Source organism: Streptomyces sp. Ru72, from assembly GCF_002920635.1.
In the GTDB taxonomy this organism is placed as follows: domain Bacteria; phylum Actinomycetota; class Actinomycetes; order Streptomycetales; family Streptomycetaceae; genus Streptomyces.
Window position 1 is genome coordinate 1 of record NZ_PQSR01000143.1, and the last position, 15177, is coordinate 15177.

A 15177-nucleotide genomic window follows, 5' to 3' on the forward strand; every position below is an offset into this window, starting at 1 on the left:
AACAAGGCCGATGTGGAGGACCTCGACTTCTTCGCCTTCCCGGAGATCAACTCCGCGTACGGCCAGGACACCGTCGAGGCGCCGACCGACGGGTTCATGCTCAGCAAGAGCCCCAAGAACCACGCCGGTGCCGTGAAGCTGCTCGAGTACCTGGGCACGCCCGACGCCGAGTCGATCTACCTCAAGTCCGACCCGAGCGTCGTGGCCGCCTCCAGCAAGGCCGACACCTCCTCGTACACGGCGCTGCAGAAGAAGGCGTACACGATGATCTCGGGCGCCAAGAACCTGACGCAGTTCATGGACCGCGACAGCCGGCCGGACTTCACCTCCACGGTGATGCAGCCCTCGCTGCAGAACTTCGTCCGTAACCCCAAGGGCGTGGACAGCCTCCTGTCGTCCATCGAGCGCCAGAAGAAGACGATCTTCGCGTCCTCATGAGCATCGAAACCGGTATCCAGAACCCGGAGGCGGCCGAGGTGCCGCCTCCGGGCGGCGCGCCCGCCCAGAAGAAGAAGCGCGCCCCGCAGGGGCACAACCGCCTGCTCACCCGCCGCGACCGCGTCACCCTCGGGCTGATGGCGGGCGTTCCCACGATCCTGCACGTCGCGCTGGTGTGGGTGACGGCCCTCGCCTCCGTCGCGCTGGCCTTCACCACCTGGGACGGCATCGGGTTCGACTCGATCAAGTGGGTCGGGCTGCAGAACTTCAAGCAACTGTTCACCGACAACCCGCAGTTCTGGCCGGCCGTCGAGCACAACATCGTCTGGTTCGTCGTGCTCATCCTGATCCCGACCCCGTTCGGGCTCTTCCTGGCCGTGCAGCTGGACAAGAAGATCCGCTTCACCCGCATCTACCAGACCGCGTTCTTCCTGCCGGTCGTGGTGTCGCTGGCGGTCACCGGGTTCGTCTGGCAGCTCGTCTACAACCCCGACACCGGCTTGATCAACAGCCTCATCGGGGCCAACAAGCCCGGCCACTACATCGACTGGATCGGCAACCCGCACCTCAATCTGTGGGCCGTCCTGGTCGCCGCTTCCTGGCGGCACACCGGCTACATGATGATCCTCTACCTGGCCGGTCTGAAGGGCGTCGACCCGTCCCTGCGGGAGGCATCCGCGCTCGACGGCGCGAACGAGTGGCAGACGTTCAAGAACGTCATCTTCCCCACCCTGCGGCCCACCAACACCGTCGTCCTGGTCGTCACCATCATCGAGGCCCTGCGCGCCTTCGACCTGGTGTTCGTCTTCAACAAGGGCGCTCAGGGCACCGAGTTGCTGTCGATCCTGATCACCAACAACATCATCGGTGAGTCCAGCCGGATCGGATACGGCTCCGCGATCGCCGTCGTCCTGCTGGTCATCTCCCTGGCGGTCATCATCCCGTACCTGATCGCGACCTTCCGGAAGGAGCGGCGCGCATGAGCACCCCCACCGTCGCGCTCGGCGCCAAGCAGCGCACCCCCCTCCGCCCGGCCAGGGTCCTGCTGCACGTGTTCCTCGTCGTCACCGCGCTGGCCTGGCTCGCCCCGCTGCTGTGGGCGGTCTTCGCCGCCCTGCGGCCGTACTCGGAGACCAGCGCCAAGGGCTACGTCTCCTGGCCGGACAAGCTGAGCTTCGAGAACTTCACGAACGCGTTCGAGCAGTCGGACATGCTGCACTACTTCGGCAACACGCTGATCATCGCGGTCCCGGCCGTGCTGCTGACGCTGCTGCTGTCGTCGATGGTCGCGTTCTACGTCAGCCGCTTCGACTTCCGGTTCAACATCGCCCTGCTGCTGGTCTTCACGGCGGGCAACCTGCTGCCGCAGCAGGTCATCATCACCCCGCTGTACCGCATGTACCTGCTGATCGACCTGCCGGGCATCACGGTCAGCGGCAAGCTGTACGACTCCGCGCTGGGTCTGGTCCTCATCCACGTGGCGTTCCAGTCCGGCTTCTGCGCCTTCGTGCTGAGCAACTACATGCGGATGCTGCCGCACGAGCTGACCGAGGCCGCCCTGGTCGACGGCGCGTCGGTGTGGCGGATGTACTGGCAGATCGTGCTGCCGCTGTGCAAGCCCGCGATGGCGGCCCTGGCGACGTTGCTGTCCATCTGGATCTACAACGACTTCTTCTGGGCCATCGTGCTGATCTCCACCGGCGACAACATGCCGATCACCTCGGCGCTGAACAACCTGTCGGGGCAGTACTTCACCGACCCCAACCTGGTCGCCGCCGGCGCCCTGCTCACCGCGATCCCCACGCTGATCGTGTACTTCGTGCTGCAGCGCCAGTTCGTCAGCGGCCTGACCCTGGGCGCCAACAAGGGCTGACCGACCTTTTTCCGAGAAGAGACGCACTGTGCACCACCCCTTCACGCCGCTCGCCTCCGTGCCCGTGGACCTCGCCCGGGCGCGGGTCCACGAGGAGGGCTGGCAGTCCTGGAGCCCGAGCGGCGCCTACGCCCTCGGTGAGAAGCCGCACCGCCCGGCGAACGACAACTGGGCGACCGTCTGCTACCGCCCCGGTCGCACCGTCCCCTCCGGCGCCTTCCAGGGGGAGGGGCTGCTGGCGCTCGACCCGGGCGACGGCACGCCGGTCAGGTTGTGGGCGGCGACCGACCCGTACCGCGCCGTGCCCTCCGTCCGGCTGGAGGTGCACGGCGCGCGGGCCGAGGTGAGCGCGGACGGGCCGGTCCGGGAGCTGACCGGGCCGGACATCCAGTCCGTCCTCGCCAGGTGGGCCGACGGTCTCGGCGTGGCGCCGCCGCGCCCCGCGCCGACCGTGTGGTGCTCCTGGTACGAGTACTTCACCGAGGTCACCGAGGACGACGTCCACGAGAACCTGCGCGCGATGGACACCCTGGACCTGCCCGTCGACGTGGTGCAGATCGACGACGGCTACCAGAGCGCCCTCGGCGACTGGCTCACCCTCTCCGGCCGCTTCCGCTCCCGTGCCGGCATCGCCGACACGATCCGGGCGCGCGGCCGCAGGGCCGGTATCTGGACGGCACCGTTCCTGGTGGCCCCGGACAGCGAACTGGCCACCGCCCACCCCGACTGGCTGGTCCGGGACACCGCGGGAACGCCGGTGCACGCGGGCCACAACTGGGGCCACGACCTGTACACCCTCGACACCACCCACCCCGACGCGGCGGCCTACCTGGCGCACGTCTTCGCCACCCTGCGCACCGAGGGCTACGACTACTTCAAGGTCGACTTCCTCTACGCGGGCGCCCTGGACGGCGTACGGCACTCCGGTGCCGACCCGCTCACGGCGTACCGCGCGGGCATCGCCCTGATCCGCGACGCCATCGGCCCGGACGCGTACCTGCTGGGCTGCGGCGCGCCGATCCTGCCGTCCATCGGCCTGTTCGACGCGATGCGGGTCAGCCCCGACACGGCCCCGCACCGCCGCCCGGAGGCGGACGACTTCAGCCAGCCCGGGCAGGACGCCGCCGAGTTCACCGGCCGGGGACGCCAGTGGCAGCACGGCCGCCTCTGGATCAACGACCCCGACTGCCTGATGGCGCGCCCGGCCGTGGAGACCCGCGAACGCTGGGCCGCCCACGTCGAGGCCACCGGGGGCCTGATGGCCTCCAGCGACCGTCTGCTGTCCCTGGACGCGTGGGGCGTGGCCACGACCCGCCGTCTCCTCACGAGAGGCGCCCGATGAAGCGCACCCTGTCCATACCCGGCATCGCCTACGGCGGCGACTACAACCCCGAGCAGTGGCCCGAGGAGGTCTGGGCCGAGGACATGCGCCTGATGCGCGAGGCCGGGGTCACGATGGCCAGCGTCGGCATCTTCTCGTGGGCGCTGCTGGAGCCCGTCGAAGGCGTGTACGACTTCTCGCGCATGGACCGGATCCTCGATCTGCTGCACGAGAACGGCATCGCCGCCGACCTCGCCACGCCCACCGCGGCCCCGCCGGCCTGGTTCTTCCGGGCCCACCCCGAGGCGCTGCCCGTCGACCGCGACGGCCGCACCCTGTCCTACGGCAGCCGGCAGACCTTCTGCCCGTCCAGCCCCGCCTACCGGGAGGCGGCCCTGCGCATCGCGGGCAGGCTGGCCGAGCGGTACGCGGACCACCCGGCCGTCGCGATGTGGCACGTCCACAACGAGTACGGCTGCCACAACGCCGAGTGCTACTGCGACACGAGCGCGGCGTCCTTCCGGGGCTGGCTGCGCGCCAAGTACGGCGATGACCTGGCGGCGCTCAACCACGCCTGGGGCACCGCCTTCTGGAGCCAGTGGTACTACGACTGGGACGAGATCCTGCCGCCGCGCGCGACGGGCGCCGTCCCCAACCCGACCCACCAGCTGGACTGGCGCCGCTTCTGCTCCGACGAGCTGCTGGAGCTGTACACAGCCGAGCGGGACGTGCTGCGCGCGTCGGCCCCCTCGGTCCCGGCCACCACCAACTTCATGGTGAACTTCAGCTTCGAGGCGCTGGACTACTGGCGCTGGGCCCCGGAGCTGGACGTCGTCTCGAACGACCACTACCTCCGCTCGACGGACCCCGAGTCGCACATCGACATCGCGCTGAGCGGTGACCTGATGCGCTCGATGGCGGGCGGGCCCTGGTTCCTGATGGAGCATTCCACGGGAGCCGTGAACTGGCAGCCCGTCAACCGCGCCAAGGGCCCTGGCGAGCTGCGCCGCAACGCCCTCGCCCACGTCGCCCACGGCGCCGACGGCATCGCCTACTTCCAGTGGCGGGCCTCGAAGGCGGGCGCGGAGCAGTGGCACTCGGCGATGCTGCCGCACGCGGGCACGGACACCCAGATCTGGCGGGACGTGGTCCGCCTCGGCGCCGACCTGAAGGCACTGGCGGAGGTGCGCGGCAGCACCGGCACCGCCGAAGTCGCGATCGTCTGGGACTACAACGCCCGCTGGGCCCTGGAACTGCCCTCCCAGCCCAGCGCCGACGTCCGCTTCGCGGACCTGGTCCGCGCCTGGTACGAGCCGCTGTGGCGCGCGGGCGTCGCCGTCGACTTCGTCCGCCCCGACGCGGACCTGTCCCCGTACCGCCTGGTCCTGGCACCCAGCCTGTACCTGGTCGACGAGGCGGGCGCGGCGAACCTCACCGGGTTCGCGGAGCGCGGCGGAACCCTCGCGGTGGGCTTCCACAGCGGGGCGGTGGACGAGAACTGCCATGTCCGGCTGGGCGGTTACCCCGGAGCCTTCCGTGAGGCGCTGGGCGTCAGGTCGGACGAGCTGTTCCCGCTGCTGCCGGGCGAGTCGGTGCCGCTGAGCGGCGGCGGGTCGGCGACCCTGTGGTCGGAGCGGCTGCGCCTGGAGGGCGCCGAGGCCGTGTCGTCGTACGAGGAGGGCCCCTTGAGGGGCGTGCCCGCGGTGACGCGCCACGCGTACGGCGAGGGCACCGCCTGGTACCTGGCCACCCGGCCCGACCCGGACACCCTCGACTCCCTGCTGACCCGCATCCGTGGCGAGGCGGGCGTGGAGCCGGTGCGGACCGCCCCGGAGGGCGTGGAGGTCGTCCGCCGGCGGGGTCCGTCCGCGGACTACCTGTTCGTCATCGACCACACGGGCCGCGGCGCGCGGGTGACCGTCGCCGAGGACGCGGTGGAGCTGCTGACGGGCAAGCCGGCGCCCGGCTCGGTCACGGTGGAACCGGGCGAGGTGGCGGTCGTGCGGGAGCCCCGGCGACCGTGACGCGACGGTGGAAGGGGCCCCGGCCGGGATCGGCCGGGGCCCCTTCCACGTCTCTCGCGCCTCGCCCGCGGCCCCGGGCGCCCGCCTCGGCCACGAGGTCGGCGTTCCCCGAGGGTGCGCGGGCGCCCTCGGCGTTCGGCCGATCCGCATGCCCCTACTGGGCGCGGGCGACGAGGAGGGCGACGTCGTCGTGGTCGTCGGGGTGGCGCAGGCCGTGCAGCAGGAGGTCGCAGGTCTCCTCCAGCGGCCGCTGGGGCTGGTCGAGGAGGGAGAGCAGCATGTTCAGGCGGTCGTCGATGGAGTGATGGCGGGTCTCGACCAGCCCGTCCGTGTACAGGACCAGCAGGTCACCGGGGTCCAGCTCGGTGGTGGCGGTCTCGAAGGGGATGCCGCCGACGCCCAGCGGGGCCCCGCTGGGCAGGTCCAGCAGGGCCGGGGCACGGCCGACGCGGGCCAGCGCGGGCGGCAGGTGTCCCGCGTTGGCGATGCGGCACAGCCCCCCGTGGGGGTCGTAGACCGCGTACAGACAGGTGACGATGTAGTGCTCCAGATCGCAGGTGATCTTGTCGAGGTGCTGGAGCACCACCTCGGGGGCGAGGTCGAGGTCCGCGTAGGCGCAGGTCGCCGTGCGCAGCCGGCCCATGGTGGCGGCGGCGTCGATGCCGTTGCCCATGACGTCGCCGACGACCAGAGCCGTCTTGTCGCCGGTCAGCGGGATGACGTCGTACCAGTCCCCGCCGACCTCGCTGGTCGTCTGGGCGGGCTGGTAGCGGGTGGCGAGGTCCAGGCCCGTGTGGTGCGGGGCGTGGTCGGGCAGCAGGCTGCGCTGCAGGGTGAGGGCGGTGTTGCGGACGCTCTGGTACCAACGGGCGTTGTCCATGGCCACGGCGGCCCGGCCGGCCAGCTCGGTGGCCAGGATGACGTCGTCCTCGTCGAACGGCAGCGGGTTGCGGGTGCGCTTGAGGTCGAGGGCGCCGAGCACCTCGCCGCGCGCGATCAGCGGCACCGCGAGGTAGGAGTGGACGCCGGCGCGTGCCAGCAGCGTGGTGCCCTCCGGGTCGCGGGCGATGCGCTGCAGGTCGTGTTCGCCCACATGGCGCACCAGGACCGGCCGGCCGGTGTGCACGCACAGGGTGACCAGCCGGTCGCCGTCGTAGGCGGCGAGGTCGCCGGGAGAGTCGGCGGCGCGCAGGGCCACGGTGGGATGGGCGGCCTTGAGGGCCAGGGCGCGGAACAGCTCGGGGCCGCTGTCCAGCTTGCCGGTCCGGCGGAAGGCGAGGGCGGAGTCGAGGACGTCCACGGCGACCACGTCGGCCAGCTCGGGGGCGGCGACCTCGGCCAGCTCGCGGGCGGTCTGCTCCACCTCCAGGGTGTTGCCCACCCGGGCGGAGGCGTCGGCGATGAGGGCGAGGCGCCGCCGGGCCCGGTCCGCCTCGGTGGCCGCGCGGTGCCGCTCGGTGACGTCGACGACCGAGGCGGCCGCGCCGAGGATACGTCCGCCGGGGTCCTCGAGGCGGTAGAAGGAGAGGGACCAGGCATGGTCGTGGTCGGGGTCGGCGGGGGTACGGCCCACGTGGTACTGGTCCAGGAGGGGAGTGCCGGTGGCCAGCACCTGGTGCAGGGCGGACTCCACGGTGTCGACGTCGGCGAAGGGCGCGGTCTCCCGCAGATGCCGGCCGAGGTGCTCCTCGGCGGGAATGCCGTCGATGCGCTCCAGGGCCGGGTTCACCAGGAGGTAGCGCAGATCGGGGTCCATGAGGGCGAGGCCGATCGGGGACTGGTTGACCAGCCGCTCGCACAGCGCCAGGTCGGTCTCCAGACGCTGGAGGATGGTGTGGTCGGCGGCGATCCCCAGGGCGTAGACCTCCCCGTGGACGTTCCACAGCCGCATGTTGCGGAACTCCATCAGCCGGGTGTCGCCGTCCTTGTGCCGGATGGGGAAGGCACCGGCCCAGCTCCGGCCGGTCTGCATGACCTCGGTGAACAGACTCAGCACGGTCTGGAAGTGCTCCGGGTCGACCAGCAGCCGCGCCGCGAACTGCCCGAGCGCCTCCTGCGGGGGGTAGCCGAACAGTTCCTGGGCCTGCGGGCTCCAGAACACGATGCGCCCGTCCTCGTCCAGCACCACCGCGGCGACGCTGAGTACGTCCAGCAGGCCGGTCCGCCGGGGGTGCTCGGGGCCGGACTCGTCGCCGTCCACCTGGAAGGGTTCGGCTGACATCGGGACCTCCCTCCGCCTGCCGGCGCGGCATGGCGCCCTGTACCGCCATCGCCCCACGTCTGAATCAGGCTTCCGGTATCTCCATGCTGCCCCTGGGCGGGTGACCTGGACAGCCGGGGAAGACGGGGAGGCGGGGGGCCGGGGAAGACCGCGAGCCGGGGGAGCCGGGGGAGCCGGGGGAGCCGGGGAAGTCGCGGGCAGTCGCAGCCGGGAGCCGCGCCGGGCGCGGCTGCGGGGCGCGGGGGTGTTCCTGCCGCCCGGCCCCGACCGCCACGCGGCGCGCCACGCCTCCCCGCCCACCGGTGAGGACAGGGCCTGGGCGGCCGGCGCCCGTGGCGAGGGGGGCCTGGGCGGTCCGGCGCCCGTGGCGACGGGGCCCGGGGCGGTCCGGCGCCCGTGACGACGGCGCCTGGGCGGTCCGGCGCCCCGTGGGCCGACTGCGGACGATCACGAGCGGGCGCCCCCGCCACGGCTTCCGCGGCGCCGGGCCAGCCACAGCGTCACAGCGCCGGCGGCGGCCACCAGCAGCACGGTGCGCTTGTCCCGCGCCACCCGGGCCCCCTGGGCCGCCTTCTGCCGCAATGGCTCGGGCGCCTTCTCCTCCCACAGCCGCCCCGCCTGTGACGCCTGCGAGCGGGCCTCGCCGGCAGCCCGGGCCGCCTTGTCCCTGACCGTGTCGGGCAGCTTGTCCTGCACCTGGTGCGCGACGCCGGCGGCCTTGGCCTTCAGCGCGGTGGCCTTCGCCGTGGCCTGCTCCTTGACCTCGGCCGCCTTGACCGCGGCTTGCTCTTTCACTTCGGCCGCCTTGACCACTGCCTGCTCCTTCACTTCGGCCGCCTTCTCCTGGGCGCGGGCCTTGACGTCGGTCCTGGCCACCAGCGCCTCCACCGTCTGCCCCAGCTCCTCCCGGCTGCGCTCGAGCTTTACGCGCAGTTCCTCCGTGCCCGTGGCGGTCCCCTCGTCGCGAGTCGGCTTGCTCATCGGTGCGCACTCTCCTTGATCTCGGCCAGGTCGGCCTTCACGTTCTCGATCGTCTGCTCGGGCGAGGGCGGCGCGGCCCGGCCGACCTGCCTCTTCCCGGTCACGGCCAGCACCGCGGCGACAACGCCCAGCGCCACGGTGACGATCAGGGAGGCGGCCCACACCGGCAGTGGCACCGCCAGGGCCGCGATGACCGTGGTCACCAGGGCCTGCAGGGTCAGCAGGCCCAGGACCCCGGCGCCGCCGAACAGGCCGCCGCCCCTGCCGTAGCGCCTGCCCTTCTCCTTCATCTCCGCCTGCGCCAGCCTCAGTTCGCCGCGCACCAACTCCGTCAACTGCTGCGAGGCCCGCTGCACCAGCTCACTCACCGGCTCCTGACCGGAGCGGTTCACGCTGTGGTCGTGTCCGGCGTAGTGCGGCTGCGTGCTCGTCACGGAGATCACCACCCATCCGTCTCGGTTCCTGCGATCGACCGGCGCCCCGGCCGTCCGGTGCGCTCGCGAGTACCCCGATCAACCCGTTTCAGGGCGCCCGACTCGGCCACTCAGACAAGCCGCTGCCCGCCTCACCCACTCCGGCACGCCGACGAACCGCGTCCGCCCCGCGCCTGAGGCGACGTCATGAACGGCGACTACCCGACTCTGATCAAGGATTTACCGTCGTCGCATTGTTTTTGGACGAACGGCCCGGCTAGCGTCCCGGCAGCGGCCTCCCTCACTCACCACACCGTGGGCGCGGAAGGCTTCTGCCAGCATTCTGGTCCGTCAACTCGCCTGTGCAGGCGGGCGGAACCGGCGAGGGCGGGGACATGGAAGAAGGCGGCGACGCGTTCGAAGGAGCACCGCCGAAACGGCGCGCGCGTGAAATCGTCACGCGTTCCACTTCTTCCGGGATATTGGCTTCTTCCGTTTTCCGTGGCGTCACCTGCGAGAAATCTCCGTGGCGTCACTTACGAGAACGCAGGATGCCCGGTCCGCGGTCGACGCGGACCGTACTGACGCAGTTCTCCCCTCTCCGCGCGCACGCCGCTCGGCGGTGACCGGCAGCGGCGGCATCGCGCCGCACACCCGCCGGAACCCGCCGAAACCGCGGTCACGGCCGGACCAGCCCTGACCAGTCGCTCCCCATCGGCACCACACAGAAGGGCACTTCCTTGCGCTCAAGCGCCGTACACGCGACACCGGAGCAGCCGGGCAGCAGACGCAGACGCCGGGCGGGCTCCGCCGCGGCGGCTCTGCTGTCCGCCGCCGCACTCCTGGCCGGCGGACCGCTCACGGCGACCGCGTCCGCGGCCTCGGCCACCTCGGCGGCCCACGTCAAGCACCTGTGCGCCCACGCCACCGAGCCGGGTCACATGGCGTGCCTCGCCGAGGCCAGGACCGACATCGTCCAGCACATGACGCTCAGCCCGAACGCCACGCCGTCCGGCTACGGCCCCTCGGACCTGCAGAGCGCCTACAACCTGCCCTCCTCAACGGCCGGTTCGGGCCGGACCGTGGCGATCGTCGACGCCATGGACGACCCCAGCGCCGAGTCGGACCTCGCCACCTACCGGTCCCAGTACGGCCTTCCCGCCTGCACCACCGCGAACGGCTGCTTCCGCAAGGTCGACCAGAACGGCGGCACCGCCTACCCGAGTGCGGACGCCGGATGGGCCGGCGAGATATCCCTCGACCTCGACATGGTCAGCGCCGTCTGCCCGCAGTGCCACATCCTGCTGGTCGAGGCGAACTCCCCCAGTGTGTCCGACCTCGGCACGGCCGAGAACGAGGCGGTCGCCCTCGGCGCGAAGTACGTCTCCAACTCCTTCGGCGGCACGGAGGATCCGAGCCAGACCACCGCGGACGTCCAGTACTTCAACCACCCCGGCGTCGCCATCACGGTCAGCGCCGGTGACGGGGGCTACGGCGCCGAGTACCCGGCCAGCTCCCCGTACGTCACGGCGGTCGGCGGCACCTCGCTCGTCCGCTCGAGCACCTCCCGGGGCTGGAGCGAGTCGGTGTGGTCCACCGACAGCACCGACGGCACCGGATCCGGGTGTTCCGCGGTCGAGCCCAAGCCGTCCTGGCAGTCGGACACCGGCTGCTCCCGTCGCAGCGTCGCGGACGTCTCGGCGGTCGCAGACCCGGCCACCGGCGTCGCCGTCTACGACACCTACGGGGCCTCCGGCTGGGACGTCTACGGCGGCACCAGCGCATCCTCGCCCATCGTCGCGGCCACCTACGCCCTCGCGGGCACCCCGACCACGAACAGCTACCCGTCCTCGTACCTCTACGGCCACACGGCGGCGCTGAACGACGTCACCACGGGGTCCAACGGCACCTGTTCACCCGCCTATCTCTGCACCGCGGGCCCCGGCTACGACGGCCCGACGGGCCTCGGCACCCCCAACGGCACCTCCGCCTTCGCCGGCGGACCGAACAGCGTCAACGCGCTTCAGCCCGGACAGAAGCTCACCTCCGGACACCGGCTGAGCAGCGCGAACGTGACGCTGTCCATGGGCAGCGACGGCAACCTGGTCGCCTACCTCAAGACGGGCGCGGCGGGCAACGGCCCGGCGATCTGGTCCAGCCACACCTCCGGCCACTCGGGGGCGTACGCCTACATGCAGAGCGACGGCAACCTGGTCGTCTACACCGCCGGCGGCAGCGCCCTGTGGTCCACCCACACCTACGGCCACTCCGGCGCCTACCTCCTGCTGCAGGACGACGGCAACCTCGTGGTGTACGGCGCCGGCGGCGGTCCCAGCACCGGCGGGTCGCTCTGGGCGGACGGCACCTACCTGCGCTCGACGACGATCAAGTCGGGCCAGAAGCTCAACGGCGGCTGGTGGACCCAGACCCGGTACACCCGCCTGGTGGTGCAGGCTGACGGCAATGTCGTGATGTACCGCACCCGCGACGGCAAGGCCATCTGGTCCACCGGCACCTACGGTCACGCGGGCGCCTACATGTACATGCAGAGCGACGGCAACCTGGTCGTCTACCAGAGCGGCGGCGGCCCCGGCATCGGTGGCGCCCTGTGGTCCACCCACACCTACGGCCACTCCGGCGCCTATGCCCTCATGCAGAGCGACGGCAACTTCGTCGTCTACCAGAGCGGCGGCGGCCCCGGCACGGGCGGCGCCCTGTGGGCCAGCAACACCTACAACTCGGTTCCCTGACCTCCCCCGCCACCGGCTGCCCCGCCCGACGAACGGACGGGGCAGCCGCGTGCCCTGCGGAACACGACGAAGGCGAAGGCCAAGACCGGCGCGGAACACGGCGCAGGCCCCGACCGGCGAACCGGTCGGGGCCTGCGGCCACAGGAGCACAGCCCCTGCTCACGCCCTGCGCCAGGCGCTGAGCAGTTCTTCGGGGCCGTACGCCGCCTGAAGGCCTGAACACGTGACCCCCTTGCCTCGGTAACCGGGCTGAATGAGACAGAAACCGAGAGGGCCCGCCTCCGGCGGTCGTTGTCGGTTGCCTCGCCTAGTCTGCGGCCATGAGCATGATCGGTGAGCACCTGCGTGTCACGACTGCTGAGCTTGATCGAGCGATCAAAGATCCCGACTGGGCTCTGGCCTTCGTCGAAGAGGTCCAGGACGCCGAGGAGGAGACGGAGCCTGCGCCGGCCGAGGCGCGCCACTTCAGCACGTACAAGACCTGGGACCTGCTCCGCTTCCTGCTGGCCCGCGCAGAGTTCCCTGTGAACGTGATCCACGGCGAGGAGTCGTTCGCCGAGGACGAGGACGAGGACTGGGGCTACGGGCCTCCGAGGTACCTGCGGCCCGAGCGGGTCCGGCTCGCGGCGGAAGCTCTGCGGGCCACCAGCTATGACCAACTCGTCAGTGGCGTGGATCCTGCCGAACTGACCAGCGCCGAGGTCTATCCCCTCGGATGGAGTGAGCCCGGCTCCCTGGAATGGGGGCGCCCCTGGTTCGACGGCCTCACACAGTTCTTCGAGGCTGCTGCCAGGGCGGACGACGCGATCCTCGTCTGGCTGGACTGACGGGCCCCCGACGGCGATGAGACCTCGGCTTGGGAGGCTGAGGTGATCGACGGCAGGTTGCTTCGCTGACCTGGGCGGTGGCGCTGTTGGCGTCCGGCCGCTTGTCGGGTCGGTGTCCGGTGTTCGTTGTGGCGGCTGAGGTCGCCGGCTCTGGTCGAGACAGTCCTTCTCCGGCGCTCGCAGTCTTTGAGGGTGAGGGACACGGTGTAGGGGGTCGACCAGCGGGGGTCCCCTTCTGGTGGAATTGCTGGACCTCTTCTGACGCCGTGGCAGGACCCGCGGTCGACCGTGCTCCTGATCCTCGGCGTCCCGGACGTTGTGATCGACTCGATCACGGGCTGGGAGACCGGGGGAGCGGCCCGCATGCGCGCCCGCTGCGTGCATGTGACGGGGACCATGCTCCGCAAGCTCGCGCAACAGGTCGGAGACGCGCTCTGGAAGCCGCCCGGGCCGGCCCGCAGCCGGCCGAGAAACCAACTGAGACGGACAACGTCGAAGGGCCCCACTGCGAACAGTGGGGCCCTTCGACATCGTGCCCGGTGAGGCACTGGCGGAGGATACGAGATTCGAACTCGTGAGGGGTTGCCCCCAACACGCTTTCCAAGCGTGCGCCCTAGGCCTCTAGGCGAATCCTCCGCCGGAAACATTACATGACGCCGGGGAGTGCTAGCGAACTCGTTCGGGCCCCGGCGATCGGGTAGGCTGGGGCTCAGCCCCTCACGCGGCGCTATCTGACTGAACTCCCCCAGGGCCGGAAGGCAGCAAGGGTAGGTTGGCTCTGGCGGGTGCGTGGGGGGTCTTTCGCGTCGGGGGGGCCAAGGCCGGGCGCCGGGGGGCTCTCGCTGGGCTGTGACTCGGGCCGGGCGCTTTGTCAGTGGGCGCCTATAACCTCGTAAGCGTGTCGTCTCTCGCGCTGTACCGCCGCTATCGCCCGGAGTCCTTTGCCGAGGTCATCGGGCAAGAGCATGTCACCGACCCGCTGCAGCAGGCGCTGCGGAACAACCGGGTCAATCACGCGTACCTGTTCAGCGGGCCGCGCGGATGCGGCAAGACGACCAGCGCGCGGATCCTGGCCCGCTGTCTGAACTGTGAGCAAGGTCCCACACCCACGCCGTGCGGCGAGTGCCAGTCCTGCCGTGACCTGGCGAGGAACGGACCGGGGTCGATCGACGTCATCGAGATCGACGCGGCCAGCCACGGTGGTGTGGACGACGCCCGCGACCTGCGGGAGAAGGCCTTCTTCGGGCCCGCGAGCAGCCGGTACAAGATCTACATCATCGACGAGGCCCACATGGTCACGTCGGCCGGTTTCAACGCGCTGCTCAAGGTCGTCGAGGAGCCGCCCGAGCACCTCAAGTTCATCTTCGCGACCACCGAGCCCGAGAAGGTCATCGGGACCATCCGGTCGCGCACGCACCACTACCCCTTCCGGCTAGTCCCGCCGGGGACCCTGCGGGACTATCTCGCCGAGGTGTGCGAGAAGGAGAAGATCCCCGTCGAGGACGGGGTTCTGCCGCTGGTCGTGCGCGCGGGCGCCGGGTCCGTGCGTGACTCCATGTCCGTCATGGACCAGCTGCTCGCGGGCGCGGGCCCCGACGGTGTGACGTACGCCATGGCCACCTCACTCCTCGGGTACACGGACGGCTCGCTCCTCGACTCCGTCGTCGAGGCCTTCGCCACCGGAGACGGTGCCGCCGCCTTCGAGGTCGTCGACCGCGTGATCGAGGGAGGCAACGACCCCCGTCGGTTCGTCGCCGACCTGCTGGAGCGGCTGCGGGACCTCGTCATCCTCGCCGCCGTGCCCGACGCCGCCGAGAAGGGGCTGATCGACGCCCCGGCCGACGTGCTGGAGCGCATGCAGGCCCAGGCGGGCGTCTTCGGCCCGGCCGAGCTGAGCCGCGCCGCCGACATCGTCAACGAGGGGCTGACCGAGATGCGGGGGGCCAACTCGCCCCGTCTGCAGCTCGAGCTGATCTGCGCACGGGTGCTGCTGCCCGCCGCATACGGGGACCAGCGGTCCGTCATGGCCCGTCTCGACCGCCTGGAGCGCGGCGTCAACTTCTCGGGCGGCGGCGCGGGCCCCGCCATGGGGTATGTGCCCGGTCCCGAGGCGCACGGCGGGGCGAGCGCGGGGACGTCGTCCGTTCCCGCGGTGTCGCCCGGCGGTGGTCCGGCCGCGGCTCGGGCCGCGGTGCGGGCCCAGGGCGCAGGCAGTGCGCAGGGCCCGGGTGCGTACGACGGTGCGGCGACGCCTGCTCCGGCACCTCCCGCAGCGCCCGCACCTCCAGCGCCCGCACCGCCCGCACCGCCCGCAGCGCCTGCGGAGACG

The 15177-nt window shown here is 71.3% G+C and carries 10 protein-coding genes, 1 tRNA gene, 1 other RNA gene and 1 pseudogene; 9 read left to right on the forward strand and 4 right to left on the reverse strand.

Going from position 1 to position 15177, the window contains the following annotated elements; all coding sequences use genetic code 11:
- The 5 genes and pseudogenes from C3488_RS36320 to C3488_RS36340 form a co-directional block, all read left to right on the forward strand.
- Window positions 1-438 (forward strand): annotated as a pseudogene (locus tag C3488_RS36320) (carbohydrate ABC transporter substrate-binding protein); the annotation flags it as partial.
- On the forward strand, window positions 435-1421 hold the full coding sequence (locus C3488_RS36325; RefSeq protein ID WP_103845137.1) for a carbohydrate ABC transporter permease: 987 nt from the start codon (window positions 435-437) through the stop codon (window positions 1419-1421). The pseudogene C3488_RS36320 and the gene C3488_RS36325, both read left to right, overlap by 4 nt.
- Window positions 1418-2311: a carbohydrate ABC transporter permease gene (locus C3488_RS36330; protein ID WP_103845138.1), complete on the forward strand. Its 894-nt coding sequence runs from the start codon at window positions 1418-1420 to the stop codon at window positions 2309-2311. The genes C3488_RS36325 and C3488_RS36330 overlap by 4 nt, the downstream gene beginning before the upstream one ends.
- A 28-nt stretch (window positions 2312-2339) precedes the next feature.
- Window positions 2340-3653 carry a glycoside hydrolase family 36 protein gene (locus tag C3488_RS36335; protein WP_103845139.1) on the forward strand — a complete coding sequence of 438 codons (1314 nt, stop codon included), beginning with the start codon at window positions 2340-2342 and terminating at the stop codon, window positions 3651-3653.
- Window positions 3650-5656 carry a beta-galactosidase gene (locus C3488_RS36340; protein WP_103845140.1) on the forward strand — a complete coding sequence of 669 codons (2007 nt, stop codon included), beginning with the start codon at window positions 3650-3652 and terminating at the stop codon, window positions 5654-5656. The genes C3488_RS36335 and C3488_RS36340 overlap by 4 nt, the downstream gene beginning before the upstream one ends.
- A gap of 154 nt (window positions 5657-5810) precedes the next feature.
- On the opposite strand, the gene C3488_RS36345 is transcribed toward C3488_RS36340, so the two are convergent.
- The 3 genes from C3488_RS36345 to C3488_RS36355 all read right to left on the reverse strand — a co-directional run bounded on the left by C3488_RS36345 (window position 5811) and on the right by C3488_RS36355 (window position 9226).
- Window positions 5811-7877 carry a SpoIIE family protein phosphatase gene (locus tag C3488_RS36345; RefSeq protein WP_103845141.1) on the reverse strand — a complete coding sequence of 689 codons (2067 nt, stop codon included), beginning with the start codon at window positions 7875-7877 and terminating at the stop codon, window positions 5811-5813.
- 447 nt (window positions 7878-8324) lie between these two features.
- Complete coding sequence (locus C3488_RS36350; protein WP_103845142.1) at window positions 8325-8858, reverse strand: DUF3618 domain-containing protein; 534 nt, start codon at window positions 8856-8858, stop codon at window positions 8325-8327.
- Complete coding sequence (locus tag C3488_RS36355; RefSeq protein ID WP_103845145.1) at window positions 8855-9226, reverse strand: phage holin family protein; 372 nt, start codon at window positions 9224-9226, stop codon at window positions 8855-8857. The genes C3488_RS36350 and C3488_RS36355 overlap by 4 nt, the downstream gene beginning before the upstream one ends.
- Before the next feature lie 785 nt (window positions 9227-10011).
- Here C3488_RS36355 and C3488_RS42155 point away from each other — a divergent pair.
- Both C3488_RS42155 and C3488_RS36365 read left to right on the forward strand, forming a co-directional pair.
- Complete coding sequence (locus tag C3488_RS42155; RefSeq protein ID WP_103845143.1) at window positions 10012-12021, forward strand: hypothetical protein; 2010 nt, start codon at window positions 10012-10014, stop codon at window positions 12019-12021.
- Window positions 12022-12341: 320 nt separating this feature from the next.
- Entirely contained in the window at window positions 12342-12848 is a 507-nt protein-coding gene (locus C3488_RS36365) for a YfbM family protein (protein WP_219822367.1), read from the forward strand.
- Between the two features lie 548 nt (window positions 12849-13396).
- On the opposite strand, the gene C3488_RS36375 is transcribed toward C3488_RS36365, so the two are convergent.
- Window positions 13397-13484, reverse strand: a tRNA-Ser gene (locus C3488_RS36375).
- Window positions 13485-13559: 75 nt separating this feature from the next.
- Here C3488_RS36375 and ffs point away from each other — a divergent pair.
- Together ffs and C3488_RS36385 are read left to right on the forward strand one after the other, a co-directional pair.
- Window positions 13560-13650: signal recognition particle sRNA small type (ffs, locus tag C3488_RS36380), an RNA gene on the forward strand.
- Between the two features lie 96 nt (window positions 13651-13746).
- Window positions 13747-15177, forward strand: a 1431-nt coding sequence (locus C3488_RS36385) for a DNA polymerase III subunit gamma and tau (protein ID WP_146068000.1), incomplete at its 3' end; no start/stop codon positions are given.